18 protein-coding genes and 1 pseudogene are annotated in these 17943 nt (G+C 70.7%); 14 read left to right on the forward strand and 5 right to left on the reverse strand.

What is annotated here, in order from left to right; translation table 11 throughout:
- Nucleotides 1–38: 38 nt before the first annotated feature.
- Nucleotides 39–380, forward strand: coding sequence for an SDR family NAD(P)-dependent oxidoreductase (locus AS97_RS43235; RefSeq protein WP_210566823.1), 342 nt, complete (start codon nucleotides 39–41; stop codon nucleotides 378–380).
- A gap of 101 nt (nucleotides 381–481) precedes the next feature.
- Here the strand turns inward: AS97_RS43235 and AS97_RS43240 are convergent.
- Nucleotides 482–1442: pseudogene (locus tag AS97_RS43240) on the reverse strand (SDR family NAD(P)-dependent oxidoreductase).
- 161 nt (nucleotides 1443–1603) lie between these two features.
- Between AS97_RS43240 and AS97_RS43245 the strand changes: the two are divergent.
- The 3 genes from AS97_RS43245 (at nucleotide 1604) to AS97_RS43255 (ending at nucleotide 4541) form a co-directional block, all read left to right on the forward strand.
- A complete protein-coding gene (locus AS97_RS43245; RefSeq protein WP_247204681.1) occupies nucleotides 1604–2188 on the forward strand; it encodes a TetR/AcrR family transcriptional regulator in 585 nt (194 codons plus the stop codon).
- 341 nt (nucleotides 2189–2529) lie between these two features.
- On the forward strand, nucleotides 2530–3225 hold the full coding sequence (locus tag AS97_RS43250) for a response regulator transcription factor (protein ID WP_086709683.1): 696 nt from the start codon (nucleotides 2530–2532) through the stop codon (nucleotides 3223–3225).
- A complete protein-coding gene (locus AS97_RS43255; protein WP_210566824.1) occupies nucleotides 3222–4541 on the forward strand; it encodes a HAMP domain-containing sensor histidine kinase in 1320 nt (439 codons plus the stop codon). The genes AS97_RS43250 and AS97_RS43255 overlap by 4 nt, the downstream gene beginning before the upstream one ends.
- 23 nt (nucleotides 4542–4564) lie before the next feature.
- Here the strand turns inward: AS97_RS43255 and AS97_RS43260 are convergent, their stop codons facing one another.
- Genes AS97_RS43260 through AS97_RS43270 form a run of 3 tightly spaced genes read right to left on the reverse strand, consistent with a single transcriptional unit; the run spans nucleotide 4565 to nucleotide 7621 of the window.
- Complete coding sequence (locus AS97_RS43260) at nucleotides 4565–5443, reverse strand: LysR family transcriptional regulator (RefSeq protein ID WP_161500477.1); 879 nt, start codon at nucleotides 5441–5443, stop codon at nucleotides 4565–4567.
- Nucleotides 5427–6983 (reverse strand): MFS transporter, encoded by a 1557-nt coding sequence (locus AS97_RS43265; protein WP_059144360.1) that lies wholly within the window; start codon nucleotides 6981–6983, stop codon nucleotides 5427–5429. Before AS97_RS43265 ends, AS97_RS43260 begins: the two co-directional genes overlap by 17 nt.
- A 41-nt stretch (nucleotides 6984–7024) precedes the next feature.
- Nucleotides 7025–7621 carry a flavodoxin family protein gene (locus AS97_RS43270; protein ID WP_059144437.1) on the reverse strand — a complete coding sequence of 199 codons (597 nt, stop codon included), beginning with the start codon at nucleotides 7619–7621 and terminating at the stop codon, nucleotides 7025–7027.
- A gap of 211 nt (nucleotides 7622–7832) precedes the next feature.
- Here AS97_RS43270 and AS97_RS43275 point away from each other — a divergent pair, with 211 nt between their 5' ends.
- The 10 genes from AS97_RS43275 (at nucleotide 7833) to AS97_RS43320 (ending at nucleotide 16577) form a co-directional block, all read left to right on the forward strand.
- Nucleotides 7833–8639 carry a 2-amino-3,7-dideoxy-D-threo-hept-6-ulosonate synthase gene (locus AS97_RS43275; protein WP_079059390.1) on the forward strand — a complete coding sequence of 269 codons (807 nt, stop codon included), beginning with the start codon at nucleotides 7833–7835 and terminating at the stop codon, nucleotides 8637–8639.
- Nucleotides 8636–9676, forward strand: coding sequence for a 3-dehydroquinate synthase II (locus AS97_RS43280; protein WP_059144362.1), 1041 nt, complete (start codon nucleotides 8636–8638; stop codon nucleotides 9674–9676). The genes AS97_RS43275 and AS97_RS43280 overlap by 4 nt, the downstream gene beginning before the upstream one ends.
- Nucleotides 9676–11061, forward strand: a complete 1386-nt coding sequence (locus tag AS97_RS43285; protein WP_210566825.1) for a class I adenylate-forming enzyme family protein — start codon at nucleotides 9676–9678, stop codon at nucleotides 11059–11061. Before AS97_RS43280 ends, AS97_RS43285 begins: the two co-directional genes overlap by 1 nt.
- Nucleotides 11062–11124: 63 nt before the next feature.
- A complete protein-coding gene (locus AS97_RS43290) occupies nucleotides 11125–11400 on the forward strand; it encodes a phosphopantetheine-binding protein (RefSeq protein WP_059144364.1) in 276 nt (91 codons plus the stop codon).
- Nucleotides 11397–11660 carry a phosphopantetheine-binding protein gene (locus AS97_RS43295; protein ID WP_059144365.1) on the forward strand — a complete coding sequence of 88 codons (264 nt, stop codon included), beginning with the start codon at nucleotides 11397–11399 and terminating at the stop codon, nucleotides 11658–11660. The genes AS97_RS43290 and AS97_RS43295 overlap by 4 nt, the downstream gene beginning before the upstream one ends.
- Nucleotides 11650–12807, forward strand: coding sequence for a beta-ketoacyl synthase N-terminal-like domain-containing protein (locus AS97_RS43300; RefSeq protein ID WP_210566826.1), 1158 nt, complete (start codon nucleotides 11650–11652; stop codon nucleotides 12805–12807). Before AS97_RS43295 ends, AS97_RS43300 begins: the two co-directional genes overlap by 11 nt.
- Nucleotides 12804–13406 carry a hypothetical protein gene (locus tag AS97_RS43305; protein WP_210566827.1) on the forward strand — a complete coding sequence of 201 codons (603 nt, stop codon included), beginning with the start codon at nucleotides 12804–12806 and terminating at the stop codon, nucleotides 13404–13406. Before AS97_RS43300 ends, AS97_RS43305 begins: the two co-directional genes overlap by 4 nt.
- Nucleotides 13403–15127, forward strand: coding sequence for a class I adenylate-forming enzyme family protein (locus AS97_RS43310; RefSeq protein ID WP_247204682.1), 1725 nt, complete (start codon nucleotides 13403–13405; stop codon nucleotides 15125–15127). The genes AS97_RS43305 and AS97_RS43310 overlap by 4 nt, the downstream gene beginning before the upstream one ends.
- Nucleotides 15124–15660 (forward strand): hypothetical protein, encoded by a 537-nt coding sequence (locus AS97_RS43315; RefSeq protein ID WP_236670014.1) that lies wholly within the window; start codon nucleotides 15124–15126, stop codon nucleotides 15658–15660. The genes AS97_RS43310 and AS97_RS43315 overlap by 4 nt, the downstream gene beginning before the upstream one ends.
- Nucleotides 15657–16577, forward strand: a complete 921-nt coding sequence (locus AS97_RS43320; protein ID WP_210566828.1) for an NAD(P)-dependent oxidoreductase — start codon at nucleotides 15657–15659, stop codon at nucleotides 16575–16577. Before AS97_RS43315 ends, AS97_RS43320 begins: the two co-directional genes overlap by 4 nt.
- A 33-nt stretch (nucleotides 16578–16610) precedes the next feature.
- Here the strand turns inward: AS97_RS43320 and AS97_RS43325 are convergent, their stop codons facing one another.
- Nucleotides 16611–17861: an MFS transporter gene (locus AS97_RS43325; protein WP_210566829.1), complete on the reverse strand. Its 1251-nt coding sequence runs from the start codon at nucleotides 17859–17861 to the stop codon at nucleotides 16611–16613.
- Nucleotides 17862–17943 lie beyond the last annotated feature (82 nt).

Below are 17943 nucleotides of genomic sequence, written 5' to 3' on the forward strand. Positions count from 1 at the left end.
CGCAACTGGCGCCTGAAACAGAAGAGAGCGGTGGTCGAATGAACACGGCGCAGAAGGTCGCCATCGTCACCGGGGCTTCCCGAGGAATCGGCGCGGCCCTGGTCGCCGCCTACCGCGAGTCCGGCTACGCGGTCACCGCGACCGCCCGCTCCCTGGACGAGTCGAGCGATCCCAGCGTGCTGACCGTCAGTGGTGACGTGTCCGAACCGGGCGTGGGCGCCCGTATCGCCGACGCGACCCTGACCCGGTTCGGGCGAGTCGACACGCTCGTCAACAACGCCGGGGTCTTCGTCTCCAAGCCGTTCACCGACTTCACCGACGAGGACTATGACCTCGTGACCGGGGTCAACCTGACGGCGGCGATCACCGCGGTCATCTGAGGCGACGGCCGCCGCACGTCCCGTGGTCGAGCCGAAGGTCTGACGGGCATCCGTGCAAGCGGTAGTCCTCCTCGCGTCGGACCCCCTGGGGGATGGCGCGGTCAGACGGTGGTCGCCGTGGTCGCGAGCATGTCGAGGGAGGTCTGCCACAGGCGGGCCGCGTGGTGAGCGTCCAGTGCGTGGGCGGCCACTCCGCGCCGGACACCGGGCTGATGGGGTCCGGCCTCGTTGCAGTCCTCGAAGTACCGGCCGGTCACGCCCTCGGTCAGCGGGGAGGCGGCGAGCAGCACGGAGGTCGCGGCCCCCTGCTCGATGTTCTTCCAGGACACGTCGGTGCTGGTGGGGTCGAACGAGGCGGGGCTGTGGGAGATGTCCCCGATGTGGCGGCCGAGCCGGGTGCTCGTGATACGGCCGGGGTTGAGGGCGTTGACGGCGATCAGGTCCGATGCCCAGCGGCGGCTCGCCTCGACGGCGAACAGCACATTGGCGGTCTTGGACTGGCTGTAGGCCGCCCACGGGTCGTAGGGGTGTCGCTCGAAGTTGATGTCGTCGAAGAGCACCTCGCCGTTGACGTGGCCGACCGAGCTGACCGCGACCACACGTGCGCCACGGGCCGCCGCCAGGGCGCCGTGCAGACCGGTGGCGAGGGCGAAGTGGCCGAGGTGATTGGTGGCGAACTGCGTCTCCCAGCCCCTCCTTCGTCCGCTGAAGTGGAGAGGCCATCACACCGGCGTTGAGGACCAGGATGTGCAGCGGTCCACGCCAAGCATCGACGAAGGCGCGCACCGAGCTCTGGTCGGCGAGGTCGAGCATCGTGGCGTGCACCGTTCCCGGTCCGCTCGCCGGGCGGATCTCCTCGGCGGCCCGCCCGCCCACCGCCAGGTCGCGGACGCCGATGGTGACCTCGGCACCGGCGGCGGCCAGGACGCGTGCGCTTTCGCGTCCGATGCCGGAGGCCGCTCCGGTGACGAGGGCGCGCTTGCCGGTGAGGTCGACGCCGTCCAGGACCTCGGCGGCGGTCGTCCGGGCCCCGAAGGGGGTGGTGATGAGGTGGTCGGTCATGACGCGCTCCAGGCAGATGGTGACATGGGGGCGAGCGCGCGGCCGGTGGCGCCATGGCGGTGGGTCGTCGTACGCTCGTATCCGGAACGGGTTCCGGTTCGCTTTCTCGACAGTAAGCGGAACCAGTTCCGTTTGCAAGTGGTGGCGAGAGGAGACCCGGATTGACCGGCATCGAGGGGAACGCGGCGCGGCACCGCAGGCCGCTGCGCGCCGACGCGCAACGCAACGAGGACCGGCTGCTGGAGACGGCGGCGGCCGCCTTCGCCCGTGAGGGATCAGGGGCCTCGGTCAAGGACATCGCCCGCGAGGCCGGCGTCGGTGTCGGCACCCTCTACCGCCGGTTCCCGTCCAAGGAACTCCTGGTCGAGGCCGTCTACCGGCAAGAAGTGCGGCGCCTGTGCGAGGCGGCGCCGCACCTCGCCGCCACGCTGCCACCGGTGGACGCGCTGCGGACCTGGATGGAGCGTTTCATCGACTTCATGGCCGCCAAGAGCGGGATGGCGGACGCGCTGAGAGTGGTGCTGACCGACGACAGCGAGCGGCTGCAGACCCGGACCCTGCTGGCCGAGGCGATCGACCACCTGCTGTCGTCCGGGGAGGGCCGGTCGGCGGCGCGGCCGGAGGTCGACCCGCAGGACGTGCTGATGGCCCTCGGCGGGATCAGCCTCATGGCCGCCGACGAGGATCAGCGTGACCTGGCCACCCGGCTCATCGACCTGCTCCTGCGCGGCGTCGTGAGGAGCTGACACGGTCGGCGCTGTCGAGACGATGGAAGCCCTTTGGATACTCCCGGTGGCGGTCATGCTGGATTGCCGGGTCCATCAGGCGCAGGACACATCATGCGCAGGACACCCTGGAACGGCTGGTCGACGCCCGGCTGCTGACCTCCCCGAGCCCCGACCGCTACCACCTCAACGACCTGGTGCGGGCGCCGGCCCGGGAGGTGGCCGAGGAGTCACCGGTCGGCCCGGCAGCGCGATGGGGTGACTTCGGACCCATCGCGAGGGTTCTGAAGCGTCGCGGACCGGTTGCCCGACGGCCGAGATGCGACGCGCTGTGCGCACATCCGGACTGCCAAGATAAGCGAATGATCTATCCAGCCGATATAGACCGGTCGACTGCGGATCAGACACGGCTGTTACTGATCGAGGACGACCGGGAAACCGCAGACATGCTGGCGGAATTGTTCAGCTCAGAGGGCTACGACGTCGAGGTGGCATTCGACGGCCACCGGGGGCTTCATCTCGGGCTCAGCCGACGACATCAGGTGATGGTGGTCGATCGCATGATTCCGGGCATCGAGGGCCTGGACCTGGTGAAACGATTACGGCGGGTCGGTGTGACCACCCGGGTTCTGGTGCTGACCGCACTGGGCGAACTCGGCGAGCGTGTCACCGGCCTCGATTCGGGCGCGGACGACTATCTGGTCAAGCCCTTCGAAGTGGACGAACTGCTGGCCAGGGTGCGGGCGCTGCACCGGCGCGACCTCTCGGGCGCCGAAATCCTTCCCCTCGGCGAGGGAGAGCTGGACCTGCGGCGCCGCGAGGTCCGCCTTGCCGACGGCACGGGCATCGAGCTGTCCTTGCGGGAATTCGGCCTGCTCCACGCGCTCGCCGAAGGCCCCAAGATCGTGCACGACCGTTCGCACCTTCGCGAGCGGGTGTTTCCCGATACCTCGGCGGAGTCCATTGTCGACACCTATGTCTACTACCTGCGGCGGAAACTGGGCCGTGACGTCGTCCGCACCGTGCGCGGGCGCGGCTATCAGATGGGGACGCTGTGAATTCGATTCCGCTCCGTTTCCCGCGTCGCACGGCGCCGACCCCCGAGCAGCGGAGACTCTCCTCCGCCCAGTGGACGATAACCCGGCGCATCTCGCTGGTCATGTCGGTGATCATGTTGATCATCGGGGTCATCGTCTATGGCGTCATGCTGTTCGCCCAACGCGCCGACGCGGAGCGCGAAACCCAGTGGGGGATCGACCACAACACCATCGACAGCCCGCCGGTGTGCGTGTGGATGACCGTGGAGCGGGACGGGGCGATCAGCAGCACCCCCGGCACCCCCGCCGGGCTACCCGTGAGATCCAGCCTGGCCGCGGTCCGCGCGGGCGTTCCCACGGTGCTGGAACGGGTGCGGCGAGGTGGCGAGGAGTACACGGTGCGCACCGCATGGCGTGGCGCGGAGGTCGTGCAGGCAGCCTACGGCGAACGGTTCCAGCGCGCCGACCGCAACCATCTGCTGCTCGCCTTCGCGGCGGCCGAGGCGGTCGGTCTGCTGCTGGTCGCCGTCGCCAGCGGCGTGCTCGCGCGACGGGCGATGCGGCCGCTCTCCGAGGCACTGGACCGGCAGCGGCGGTTCGTCGCGGACGCCAGTCATGAACTGCGCACACCGCTGACCCAGTTGCACACCCGCGCCCAGTTGCTGGTCCGGCGCTCCGGCTCGGCCACCCCGCAGCAGCTCGCCACCGACCTGCGGCGCCTGGTGACCGGAACGCGGCAGCTCGGTGACGTCATAGACGATCTGCTGCTGTCCGCGCGGCTGTCCCAGTCGCCGGGGTCCCGCGATCCGGTCGACCTGGCCACGCTCGCCAAGGAGGCGGTGTCCGCCGAGGACGCCCGGGCCCAGGCGATGCGGCTGACCGTGGCTCTTCGGTGCGGGCCGGGGCGGCATGTGGTGATGGGCACCACGTCGGCGTTGCGCCGGGTGATCGCCGCGCTGGTCGACAACGCGATGGGGCACACTCCGCCCGGTGGGGAGGTCGTGGTGTCCGTGGACGCCCCGCTTCCCGGCATCGTGTCGCTGTCCGTAAGCGACACCGGCGTGGGGTTCGCACCGGAGGAGGCCACCCGCATGTTCGAGCGGTTCGCCAGGGGGGCCGCCGGCCGTGGCAGACGGTTCGGGCTCGGACTGGCGCTGGCCCGCGAGGTGGTCGAAAGCCATGGCGGGCGGATCACCGCCGCCGGACGGCCGGGGCACGGTGCGCTGTTCACCGTGGAGCTGCCGGCGGCGCGGGTGGGGGAGACCATTCCACGGCAACGGACGATCGCCTCCTGCCTCTCCGCGGGAGGCAGACGGCAGGATGTTTCCGGGCACTGACGCGATCGGGGCCAGGGCCCGGCTCATGAGGTGTGCGGCCGGCGCCAGTCGAGGGCACCGCTGTCGAGATCTTCGGCGAGCCCGGCCAGCGGCGACTCGGCGTCCCACACCAGCCGGGTCCGGCGCCACAGCCGGCCGTTCGCCAGCCGTTTCAGCGCGACCCCCGGGCAGTGGTCGCCCGGCGCGAAGAAGGCCCCGATCGCGTTCCCGGCGCTCACGATGGCCGCCGCGGTCGTCTGGTCGGCGCCGAAATACCGGAACCGAGGGGTGAACCCCGCACGCTCGCAGGCGATCCTCAGGCTCAGACCGAGACCGTCGGAGCGGTCGCCGGGGGCGACCCAGGTGTCCTCGGCCAGTTCTTCCAGGGTGATCAGTTGCCGATGGGCCAGCCGGTGGCCGGGGGAGAGGCCGATCAGCACCGGTTCGGTATCGAGGTCGCGGACGGTGAACTCGCGGACCGGGGGCGGCACGACATCCGGGAACTCGCTGATGACCGCGAGCGCGATCTTCTCGGTGCGCAGCAGCTCCAGCACGGCCTGGGAGGAGGGTTCCAGATAGGTCAGCTGTTCGTGATGCGGCAGCCGCTCCCGGATGAGCACGGCGATCAGGGGCACCCAGGGGTTGTCCACCCCGCCCAGCCCGACGGCCTGTGGCGGTTCGGCCGGCTGGGCCAGGGTCCGTGCCGTGGAGAGCAGATCACCGAACTCGTCGAGCAACTGCCGTGCTCTGCCCAGGACATGGACGCCGAGTTCGGTCGGCTCGACACCGTGCGGGCGGCGGCGGAACAGCGGCCCGCCGAATTCCTGCTCAATGCGTCTGAGCTGGGTGGACAGGCCGGATTGGGCGATCTTCAAAGTGGCGGCCGCATGGCTGATGCTGCCCGACTCAGCCACGGTGAGCACGATCCGAAGATGGCGCAGCCCCATGTCCACTTCCTGCCTCCGTCGTTGATGGTCGCGGCCGGAAATATCCGATGACGAGAACGGCACCGGCCACGGACAGCAACGCCGTCCACGCCGCGGTGACGTACATGGCGTGCAGATAGGCCCGGTCCGCGGCGGCGAGGAGATCGGGGCGGCTCAGCGACCGCGCCACCGCCCGGGTGGCCTCCGCGGAGTCCAGGGCCGTCTCCCGTGACCCGGGAGGCAGATCGGTGAGCGAGGGCCGGATGGCCCCGCGGTAGGCGGTGGCGAGCACCGAGCCGAGCACCGCGACCCCGAGGGTGCTGCCCACCGGCCGGGCCGCGGCGTTGATCGCCGCGCCGGCGCCGGTGTAGCGCGGGGGCAGGGAGGCCATCATCTCCGCCGTCATCGGCGCCACCACCAGGCCGATACCGGCGCCCTGCGCGAACAGCATCCCGGCGATCCAGGCCACCGGGGTGCCCTCGTCGAAGAACACATAGCCGCCGAAGGTGATGCTGGACAGGAGTATCCCGGCGACCGCGCACCAGCGGACGGCCAGCAGCCGGGACACCGCCGGGGAGATCTGGTTGCCGAGGACGATGCCGCCCGCGGCGGCCGACATCACGGCCCCGGCGGCCAGCGTCGACAGCCCGTGCACCCCCTGCAGATAGAAGGCGCAGTAGAAGAGCTGCCCCGCCAGGCCGAAGAAGAGCAGCAGCAGGGTCACCGTGCCGCCCGCGAAGCGCGGCTCGGCGAACAGGCGCACATCGAAACCCGGCGCGGCTCGGCGGCTCTGCGACATCACGAACGTCGCCAGCAGGGCCAGACCGACCGCCAGGGGCAGCAGCGTGGCAGGGCTCGACCAGCCGGCCGGGCGGCCGCCCCGGATGACGCCGTACACCACAAGACCCAGCCCCAGTACGGAGAGCGCAAGGCCCAGTGGGTCGAGCACCCTGCGCTCGGCATAGCGCAGCCCGGGCACCAGGAGCCATGTGCCGAGCAGGCACACCGCCACCACCGGCAGGTTGACCAGGAACACCGAGCCCCACCAGAACCGGGTCAGCAGCGCACCGCCCACCACCGGTCCGAGCGCGACGGCGGCGCCGCCCGCGGAGGCCCAGACCGCTATCGCCCGGGTCCGGTCGGCCGGGGCGCTGGCGCGGGTGACGATCGCCAGCGTCGCCGGGGTGATCAGCGCCCCGCCCGCGCCCATGAAACCGCGGGTGACGGTCAGCTCGGTGGCCCCGTCCGAGAACGCGGCCAGTGTGGAGGCGCCGGCCAGCAGCACCAGCCCGGTGACCAGGATGCGGCGCGGCCCGTAGCGGTCGGCGAGAGCGCCTCCGGCGAAGCTGCCCGCGGCGAAGACCAGCGAGTACGAGGCGTTGGCCCACGCCAGGTCGGCGGAGCTCGCCCCGAGCCCGTGCACCGGATCGGCGAGGGTTTCCATCGCCACGTTGAGGACCGTGTTGTCCAGCAGGACCAGCGTCTGCGCCAGGACCGCCACGGCCACGGTCCACCACTGCCGGGCGGAGGTGGCCATGGCGCGGCCCTCGCCCCCGGCCGGCGTCGCGGGCCGGTGTCTCACGGCTCCAGCGCTCGTCTGCCCGCGACCAGGGTCCGGGTGAGTTCCGCGACCCGGTGCCCGAGATGTTCCGCGGTGGCGAGGTCGGACTTGTGCACCGCACCGGATCGGTCGTCCACCGCGGACTGCGCGGCGGCGCCCTGGAAGAAGCCGAGCCGGTTCAGGTCGAATTCGCTTCCGGAGGAGGAATTCCACCCGGGGGGCAGGCCGAGGCTGGCCCAGAGCATGCCGTGCTGTGCGGCGAGCGTGGCGAAAAAGCCCAGGGTGCCGGCCTTGTCTCCGGCCATCGAGCCGGAGTTGGTGAAACCCGCCGCCAGCTTGTCCTGCCAGCGGCGGGTGAGCCAGCGTCGGGCGCTCGCCTCCGCGAAGGCGTGGAAGGCCGACGAGGCCGTGCCCATATAGGTCGGCGCACCGAAGACGATCGCGTCGGCGTCGTCGAGCCGATGCCATTCCTGACCGGTGATCCGGTCGACTTGGATGGAGGCGACCTCGGTGTGCGGGACCCGGCTCGCCCCGGCTCGTACGGCCTCCGCCAGCCTGGCGGTGTGACCACGTCCGCCGTGACAGGCGATCGAGATGCGTACCGGGTCGGTCAAGGTGGTCACAACAGCCTCCTCGAAAACGCGGTTTTCGGCTCCGGCGGAATAGCTGTCGGACAGCCTGTCAGAGCAATCTCAGAAATTCCTCAGAGCCGCATAACCGCAGAGTGATGGAGATTCGATATCCGCTCGGCTCTGCGTGGACGTGCCATTCTGACCGAGCAATCCCCCTGCGTGGTTCGCCCCTTGGGAGAGGTGTGCCTGGCACATGACCGATATTGGTAAATCATTCCGGATGCGGCGGCTCTCGGGCGTCGGGGACGGAAGATATCTTTTCGTCCCGCTCGACCACAGTGTGTCCGATGGGCCGGTGGTGTCCCAGGCCCGCTGGAACGGGCTGTTGAGGGCGCTGGTGGACGGTGGCGCGGACGCGGTCGTCGTCCACAAGGGCCGGGCGCGGGCGATCGCACCGGATATCCTGCGCCGCTGCGCCCTGGTGGTTCACCTGAGTGCGGGTACGGTGCACGCGGCCGACACCGATGCCAAGGTGCTCGTCGGCGACGTCGAAGAGGCCGTACGGCTGGGCGCGGACGCGGTGAGCGTGCATGTGAATCTCGGATCGGACACCGAGCACCGGCAACTCACGGATCTCGGGGCCGTCGCGGCCTCGTGCGACATCTGGAACATGCCGCTGCTCGCGATGATCTATCCGAGGGGGCCGCGGATCGCCGATCCGCACGATCCCGCGCTGCTCGCCCACGCGGTCAACATCGCCGCGGATCTCGGCGCCGACCTGGTGAAGACCTCGATCGCGCTGCCGATGGACCGCATGGCCGAGGTGGTGAACAGCTGTCCGCTGCCGGTACTCGCCGCGGGTGGCCCGCCCGACGGCTCGGACCTGATCAGTCACGCGACCTCGTTGATGCTCGCCGGCTGCCGCGGCCTCGCGGTCGGCCGTCGGATCTTCTCCTCGCCCTCACCCTCCTCGCTGGTGGCGCGGCTGGCCGCAGTCGTGCACGCCGTCGATGCCGGAACGACCCCCCACCCTCCGACGATCGCGACAGGAGCCGCATGAAGTTCGCATGGATCGATCTCCGAGCCGTTCCGCAGCCCCAGCTCGAATCCATCGTCGACGCCGCCATCCATACGCGGATGCAGGGCGTGCTCTGCGATGACGCGTCCGTCCTCGCCGCACTGCCTCCCACCGTCACCGGCGTCACCACCACGGTGGTGACCGAGGAGAAGGAACTGTACGACCTCGGCGCCGACACCGCCGCGTGGGTCGAGGTACACGACGAACCGTCGCTGAGGCTGGCGTGCGAGGCCGCCGTCGCACTGCCCCTCACCGTGGTCCGCTTCGCCGACCCGACCAAGATCCCACTGGAGATCGTGCTCGCCGCCGCGGACCGCTCCGCCGGAAAGCTGATCACCGTCTGCGCCGATCTGGAAGAAGCCGCCACCGTCCTGGAGGTGCTGGAACGCGGTTCGGACGGAGTCCTGCTGGCTCCCTCCGACGCCGGCGAGGTGTTCGCGCTGGCCCGGCTGCTCGAGGCCGGCACCTCTCCGCTGGAGCTGACCACGCTGACCGTCGACCGCATCGAGCACCACGGGCTCGGCGACCGGGTGTGTGTGGACACCTGCACGCATTTCGCCGAGGACGAGGGCATCCTGGTCGGCTCGTACTCGACCGGCTTCATCCTGTGCTGCAGCGAGACCCATCCGCTGCCGTACATGCCGACCCGCCCGTTCCGGGTCAACGCCGGCGCCCTGCACTCCTATGTGCTCGGCCCGGAGAACCGGACCAACTACCTGAGCGAGCTGCGCTCGGGCAGCACGACGCTTGCGGTCAACGCCCAGGGCAGGACCCGGCCGGTCACGGTCGGCCGGGCCAAGCTGGAGTCCCGGCCGCTGCTGACCATCACCGCGAGATCGGCCGACGACATCGTGGTGAGCCTCACCGTCCAGGACGACTGGCATGTGCGGGTGCTCGGGCCCGGCGGCAAGGTCCACAACGTCACCGAGCTGCGGCGCGGCGACGAACTCCTCGGCTACCTGGCCACGGACCAGCGCCATGTGGGCTTTCCCATCGGCGAATTCTGCAAGGAAAACTGATGAGCGCCCCGATGCGGGAACTCCTCGACACGTTGTTCGACGCCCATCCCGACGAGCTGCCCTACCTCGTCCACGGTGATCACCCGGTGAGCCGCGGAGAGGTCCGGGCCGCCGTGGCCGCGGAAGCGGCGGTCTTCGCCGGGCACGGCGTCGGCGAGGGGCATACGGTGATGCTCCAGATACCACCGAGCTGCACCCAGATAGAGGTACTGCTCGCGCTGTGGCGGCTGGGCGCCCAGGTGATGCTGGTCGACCACCGGCTCAAACCGTCGGAAGTGGACGCCCTGCGCTCGTTGTGCCACCCGCAGTTCATGGTCGGCGCGGGTACGGCGGGCCGCTCGTCGCTCAGGTTCGAGCCCCGGTACGAGGTGGTCACCTCCCGGTACCCGGACGGCCGCCCGGCGGCGACCGAGCACCCGCTGGTGCAGTTCAGCTCGGGTTCCACCGGCCTGCCCAAGGTGATCGGGCGGACCGCGGCCTCCCTGGCGGCCGAGATCGAGCGCTTCACCCGGATCGAGGGGATGCCGACCCCGGGCGAGCGGGTGCTGCTGCTCAGCTCGACCGCGCACAGTTTCGGCCTGATCGCCGGGGTGCTGCACTCCCTCGCCGCGGGCGTCTCGGCGGTCTTCGCACGGCGGGTGTCGGCCAAGGACATCCTGGCCGCCGCCTCGCGTCACGACGTCCACGTCATCTTCGGCACGCCGTTCCACTACGAGCTGCTGAGCACCGCCCGGGACCTGCCCGCCCTGCCCGCCCTGCGCGCGGCGGTCTCGGGCGGGGAGATCATGCCGTCGCAGACCGCCGCGCAATTCGCCGACCGGTTCGGCACCGGGGTCGGCGAGTCGTACGGGACCACCGAGACCGGCGTCATCGCGATGGAGGTGAGTGGCGCCTCGAGGCCCTCGGTCGGCCGGCCGGCACCCGGTGTGCGGCTGCGCGTCCGCGAGGGCGAGCTGGACGTCTGGCTGCCGGACGGCTCACCCTATCTGCACGCTTCCGGTGGCGACCGGTACGCCGACGGCTGGCTGCGCACCCATGACCGGGCCGAACTGGATTCCTCCGGCGCCGTGCGACTGCTGGGCCGTGGCGACTCCCTGGTGGTCATCGGCGGCCTCAAGGTCGATCTGACCGAGGTCGAAGGCGTGTTGTGCCGGCACCCCGGGGTCGACGGGGCCGTGGTCGTGCACGCCGGCGCCACCGAAGCCTATGTGTCCGTCGCGCCGGATGGCCCCTCGTCGGGGGAACTGCTGCGCTGGTGCCGGGACCGGCTGGCCGACTACAAGGTGCCCCGCGTCGTCCACGTCCTGGCGAACCTGCCCCGCACCTCCAACGGCAAGCTCGTCAGGCGCCGCGACGCCCTGCTCGCCCGCACTCCCGACCGTTGACCCGCCGATCGCCCCTTGCCGCCCATCCCCATCGATTCCCGTGGCACAGAAAGGTTGCGCACCATGCAGACGGCGTTGCAGAAGGAGATCCGCGACTTCGTGCTCAGCACGATCAGCGAGGAGATGAACCATCCGCTCGACGCGGACGAGATCAGCGATGACAGCCCCATGGGCACCGGCGGAATCGACATCGACTCACTGGGCCTGATCGAGCTGCTCCTCCGCCTGGAGCGCCGGTTCGACGTGAAGTTCCCCGACGGTGACATCGAACAGGCCGGTGCGATGAACCTGGGCGACCTGATCAACGAGGTCGTCGGGCGGCGGGGCGCCACGGCATGACCGCGGAATCCGAGGCCCGGCCGGGGATCACCGTCGACGCCGTACGGGAGCTGCTGTCCGACCCCAAGATCTTCGCCGAACTGCCGCCCGGCCTGGACGACGACGCCGAACTCGCCCTGGACTCACTCGGGCTGGTGTGGTTCCTGCACCAACTGGAGCTGCGGTACGGCCTGGAGATCGAGCCGGCGGAAGCCTTCCTCGCCGAGTTCACCTCGATCCGCCGGATCACCGACTACCTGGTGGACGCCCATGAGTCGTGAGGTGCTGCTGACCGGATTCGGGGTGCGTACCGCCTTCGGCACCGGGGCGGACGCACTGCGGGAGGGCGTCTTCGACGGGAGACCCGCGTTCGCGCCGATCACCCGCTTCGACATCGGCCCGTACCGAACGGGCCTGGCCGCCACCTACGGCCCGGCCGCCCCGCTGCGCGACGTGCTGGCCGAGGTCGCCGCGGCGGCGGTCGGCATGGCCGGGCTGCCGACGGGTGCGCGGGCCGCCGTCCTGGTGGGGACCGCGGGCGATTTCACCGGGCTGACCCGCTTCTGGCGCGCCCGGGACTCTCCCGACTCTCCCGGTGCGGCGGTCTCCGGCGGCGCGGCTGAGACCGTGCCCGCCTGGCAGGCAGAGGCCCTCGCGGACACGCTCGGCGTGCGCGGCCCCCGGCTGGCGTTCACCGGCGCGTGCGTCGCCTCGGCCGCGGCCATCGCGCATGGCTGCCAGCTCATCGCCTCCGGCCGGGCGGAGACCGCGATCTGCGCGGGGGCGTACCTGGTGGAGGAGGAGAACCTGGCCAAGTTCGACTCGGGATTCGCCCTCTCCCGGGACGGGATGGTGCGGCCGTTCTGCGCCGACCGCAGCGGTCTGCTCCTCGGGGACGGAGCCGCCGCCATCGTGCTCGAATCCGTCGACGGCGCCCGGCGCAGGGGAGCACGTGCGCTCGCTGCGCTGACCGGCTGGGGCGCCGCCGGCGACGCCCACCACATCGCGCGGCCCCATCCGGAAGGCGCCGGGCTGGTCGCGGCCGCCGGCCGGGCCCTGCGGCGTGCGGGCGGCCCGCGGATCGACTACGTGAACGCGCATGGCACCGCGACCCGGCACAACGACCCCGCCGAGACGCGCGGACTGCGCACGCTCTTCGGCGCGGACGCGGCCCGCACGCCGGTGAGCTCGACGAAGAGCACCACGGGACATCTGCTGGAGGCGGCCGGTGCGGTGGAACTCGTGATCACTCTGCTCGCGCTGCGGGACGGGGTCCTGCCGCCCACCGCCGGATTCACCGAACCGGATCCACACTGCGATCTCGACTATGTGCCGAACCGCCCCCACAAGGCCGACCTCCGGCGTGCGCTCACGGTCAACGCCGCGTTCGGTGGCGCCAACACCGCGCTGGTACTGGAGCGAGCATGATCGCCGCGATAGCCGGTCCGTCCGCGCCGCCCGTCGCCGGCTTTGTGGAGTCCGCCTTCAACCCGATGGTGTACCAGGCCGTCGAGCGATGTCTGACCGCCGGGCCGGGCGACGGCTCCAGGACCGCCATGGTCCTGGCCAGCACGATGGGGGATGCCGCCACCCTCGATCTCGGCAGCCGTCTGCTGGTGGCCGGGCAGGTGCACAATCCGCTGTTGTTCATGCAGTCCACCGCGAACGCGGTCCTCGGCCGACTCAGCCTCGAGTTCGCCATCACCGGACCGCTGCTCTGCCTGTCCACCGTGGCGGACCCGGCCGGTGAGCTGCTGGCCACCGCGGAACTGCTGCTGGAGGACGAGGAGCTGGACCGGATCGTGCTCATCGGGGTCGAGCTGACCGGCACCGAGCGCACCACGGCGGCGTACCGCGCGTTTCGTACCGGCCCACCCGCCGCGGATCTGGCCGTGGCGATCGTGCTGGACCGGGACGATCCGGTCCCGAGCCTCCCGCCCGACATCCCGCCCACCCCCTCGGGGGAGTACGGCACCCTTCGCGGCCTGGTCGAGCTGGCCGCCCGAATCCAAGGAACCACATCATGATCACCAAACAGGAACGCGCGCGGATCAGCGAGGACGCCGCCCTGGGGGCCGGGAATGTGATCCACCGGCTGAAGGCGTACGGCAGAGAGCCCGACGAGCAGGTCCTGTGGACCGACGCCACCTGGCAGGCGCCGGACGGCGGCCACCCCGAGGTGCTGACCCTGGGCGAGCTGCACGAGGCCGTGGAGATCTACGCGAGCTGGTACCACGCACAGGGCGTCGGGCCCCGCGACCCGGTGGCGATCCAGACCTATTCCAGCACCGAGTTCGCCATCAACTTCCTCGCCCTCACCTCCCTGGGCGCGATCCCCTCCTTCGTCAACAGCAACCTCCGTCCGGAGATCGCCCGCGAGTATGTGCGGCGGCAGGGCGCGGTAGGGGCCGTCACCGACCGGGCCCATCACGGGGTCCTGGCCCCGGACCGTGGCGAACTGGGCCTCGGCTTCTGTGTCACGGCGGCCGACATCCGCGCGGAGAACCGCGAGCCCCTCCCCGCGGCCTATCCGTACTCCCACCACGCCACCGATCCGATCATCATCTCGCACTCCTCGGGCACCACCGGGATGCCCAAGGCCGTTCCGCACACGCATCAGACCCTGCTGTATGCCCAACTGCACCGGCTGAAGCTGTCGGTCGGCTCCGCGATGGGCAGGCTGCTGGTCGCGCTGCCCGGCTCGCACAACGCCGCCATCTCGGTCATGCTGTTCGGCTTCCTGCTGCGCTCGCCCGTATCGATGCTCTCCAGCCAGCGGGGGATCGACGTCCTGGACGCCATGGAGTCGTTCCGCCCCACCACGGTGTTCGCGTTCGCCGGAACCTACGGGGAGATGGCGGCCCAGGATCTCTCCGCGCGCGATCTGTCCAGCGTGGAGGCGTGGTACAACACCGGGGACGCGGCGCACGAGACACATATCAAGGCGCTGATCGAGCAGGGCAGCCATGAGACGGTCGGACAGGATCTGAAACGGCGCCGGGTCCCCGGTTCCGTATTCACCGATGGACTCGGCTCCTCCGAGACCGGCTACTCGCTCTTCCACAACGGGCACAAGCCCGGCAGGTCGTCCTTCTCGCGCTGCGTCGGCAAACCGATGAGCTTCGCCGAGGCGGCGGTGCTCTCCGAGGACGGCACACCGCTGCCCCCCGGCGAGATCGGCCGCCTCGGCGTGCGCTCGCCCACGCTCACCCCCGGATACTGGAACGACTCGCTGACCTTCCACCGGCTGCGGCTCGGCGGCTACTGGCTCACCGGCGATCTCTCCTACCGGGACGAGGAAGGAAACTTCTACCACCTGGACCGCGTGCCGGACGCGATCCGCACCCCCACGGGCATCGTGTTCAGCACCCGCACCGAGGAGTTGCTGCTGCGCGAGATGCCCGAGCTGGACGACTGCACGGTGGTGGCGGTCGCGCCCCAGGGCGTACGAGCGGACTGGGACGGCGACGGCACCGCAGACGCCTACGCCCTGTTGCAGGTATCCGCGGACGCGGCGGACACCGCGGACGCGGCGGACACCGCGGACACGAAGACCGACGACGCCCGATGGACGGCCGAGGTCAACCGGGTGCTGATCGCCGCGGGCTTCCCGCAGCTGACCGGAGCGCTCCGGATGGACGCGAGCGAGGTGGTGAAGGGAGCCACCGGCAAGGTGCTCAAGCGGGAGATGCGCGAACGCTTCCGGGCCCGGGTGGCCGCCGGCGAGCTGGACGGGAAGGTGCGATGACCGAGGTCGACCGTACGAGTCCCGGTACGAGCCACGGTACGAGCCCCCGGCCCAGGACCATGGACGTGTACCGGCAGTGGTGGCTGCACGACGCGCGCTGGTACCAAGGGGTGGCGAAGCGGTTCGGACACGCGGTGGCCAATGAGATCAACGCCGAGGCGCTGCGGTATGTGGCCGTCCAGGTGGGCAAACGGATAGCCCGTCAGTTCGGCGGTAAGCCGGCGGTGGACCTCGAGGAGCTCCGCCGCCGGTACGACGCCTGTTCCGAGTGGATGTTCCCGAGCGAGCTGCGGGACGGGGCGACCGCGGTGCTCCCGGACGGGGAGATCGAGCTGACCATGCGGCAGAACTTCGCCGTGGTGATGGTCCGGATGGCCGGTTCGCTCGATGGCTACAAGTGCCCGTGCACCGACATCCACGCCGGCTGGTCGGAGGGGCTCGGGGTCGAACTCACCCGCAACCGCGCCACCGCGTGTCTGCGGGACGGCGACCCCGCCTGCCGGCTCCTGATGCGGGTCGGGAGCCCGGTATGACCGCGCGTGTCCTTGTCGCCGGGGCCACCGGGGTGATCGGCCGCGCACTGGTTCCGCTGCTCCGTGCCCGCGGCCATCATGTGACCGCGCTGGTACGGGAGCCGTCCCGGGCGGCCGGGCTGGACCTGGACGGCGTCGTGGTGGCCGACGCGCTGGAAGCCGAGGCGGTGCGCGCGGCGGTGCTCTCGGCCCGGCCCGACGTGGTGGTGCATCAGCTGACCGCCCTGCGCGGCCCCACCGCGGAGGGCCTCGAGCCGACCGCCCGGCTGCGCACCGAAGGCACCGCGCATCTGATCGCGGCCGCCGAGGCCGCCGGGGCGGAACGGATGGTGGCGCAGAGTATCGCGTTCGCCACCGCTCCCCGCGGCGGGCCGGTGCTCACCGAGGACGCACCGCTGTATGTCGACGCACCGGATCCGGGCTGGGCGCTCACCACGCGCGCCATCGCCGAACTGGAGCGCCGGATACTGGCCGCCGCACACCTCTCCGGGACCGTACTGCGCTACGGAACCCTGTACGGGCCGGGCACCCTCTATCACCGCGCCGGTGCGATCGGCGGCGCGGTGGCGCGCGGCAGGCTGCCACTGCCGGAGCCCGCCGCCGGGATCACCTCGTTCCTTCACGTCGAGGACGCCGCACGGGCCGCGGTGTGCGCCGTGGAAGCGGATACCGACGGGGTGTTCAACGTGGCCGATGACGACCCGGCCGAGGCCGCGGTCTGGCTGCCCGAGTACGCCCGCCTGCTCGGAGCGCCCCCGCCCCGTACGGTGCCGGCGCAACTGGCCGAGCGGTTGCTGGGCTGGCTCACCAGCTACCAGCTCACCGCCATGCGCGGCGCGGCCAACGACCGCGTACGGCAGGCGCTCAACTGGAAGCCAGCGGTGTCGAGTTGGCGGACACGACTGGCCGACGACTGACCGGGCGGTGGGCCCGCGAACCGCAATGGCCGCCTACGGGCCGTCGGGTTCGGTGAGGCTGGGGTGATTGATACGTCGCCGCATCGCGGGGAGGTGGCCGGCGAGCAGGGCGATACCGAGCATGTCGACGAGGGCGAGGGCCGCCATCGGTATCCAGGTGGCGGCCGGCCCGCGGGCGAGAAGCATGGTCATGAGCGCGGGTGTGACCACGTCACCGATGCTGAAGGCCATCTGGGAGAGGGAGTTGTAGCGGCCCCGACTCGTCGCGGTGGCACAGTCGTTGACGATGGGCGACACGATCAGGCTCTGGATCAGTTCGCCGACGGTCACCAGGACGACCGCGGCGAGAGCGCAGCAGATGCTGAGTGCCGATGGCACGTACGCACAGCACAGCACCGCGATGAAGGCACCGCCGACGATGGCCTGCGATGCCATCAGGCTGCTCCATCGCCGATGCCCGGTGAGCGCGGCGCTCACGGGGGTGGCGCCCACCGCGCCGAGTACGGCGTTGACCGCGAGGACGGTGCCGGGTATCCACGGCGGTAAGTGCACCGTGTCGACGAGGAAGACGGGAACGGCGAGGCCGAAGGCGAGTGAGAGCAGGGCGAGTCCGAAGTTGAGGCCCACGAACCCGAGGAAGGGCCGGTCCCGGAGCGTGCTCGCCCAGCCACCCTTGGCGGTCGTGCCGCTGACGCTTATGGCATGAGCGCCGACTGAGGAGGAGTCGAGCCGTGTCAGGATCGCCGCGACGGTGAACGACAGGGCGTTGACGGCGACGATCGTGGTGTATCCGTTCACCCCGCCGATCGCGACAGCGAGGCTCGCGCCGAGAGCGCCGACGCCGAGTCCCGCATGGCGCAGCGTGGTGATCAGGGCGAACCAGGATTCCTGCTGCTTTCCCTCGGCGACGTCATGCACCAGGGCCGGGTAGGCCACCCAGAACGCCGAGTTGCCGAGCTGTACGACGACCGCGGCGATGAGCAGGTGACCGAAGGACCCCACGAACAGGTAGTTGAAGAACCCGACCGCCTGGGTGAGATTGGAGACGATCACCGTGCTACGGGCGCCGAACCGATCACAGAACATCCCGGCGCCCGCGGTCGCCGGAATGCGCACCAACGCGGCGATGGACAAGGCCAGTCCGACCCTGCCGAGGGTCAGATCGGTCGTCGCGGTGAAGTAGAGGATCGAGAACGGCAGAAAGAGGCCGGTGCCCAGGGCATCGATGGACAGCGCGGAAAACAGGCGCCGGTGGCCACGAGCGTCGGGAAGCCATGCGCGCACAGCAGAGCCCTTTCGGGGACGTTCCAGCCGCACCACGTCTCGTGCGACCCCACCCCGAAAAGGGCAAGACGAGCAACATATG

Origin of the sequence: Streptomyces sp. AgN23, assembly GCF_001598115.1 — a bacterium.
GTDB lineage: Bacteria > Actinomycetota > Actinomycetes > Streptomycetales > Streptomycetaceae > Streptomyces > Streptomyces antimycoticus.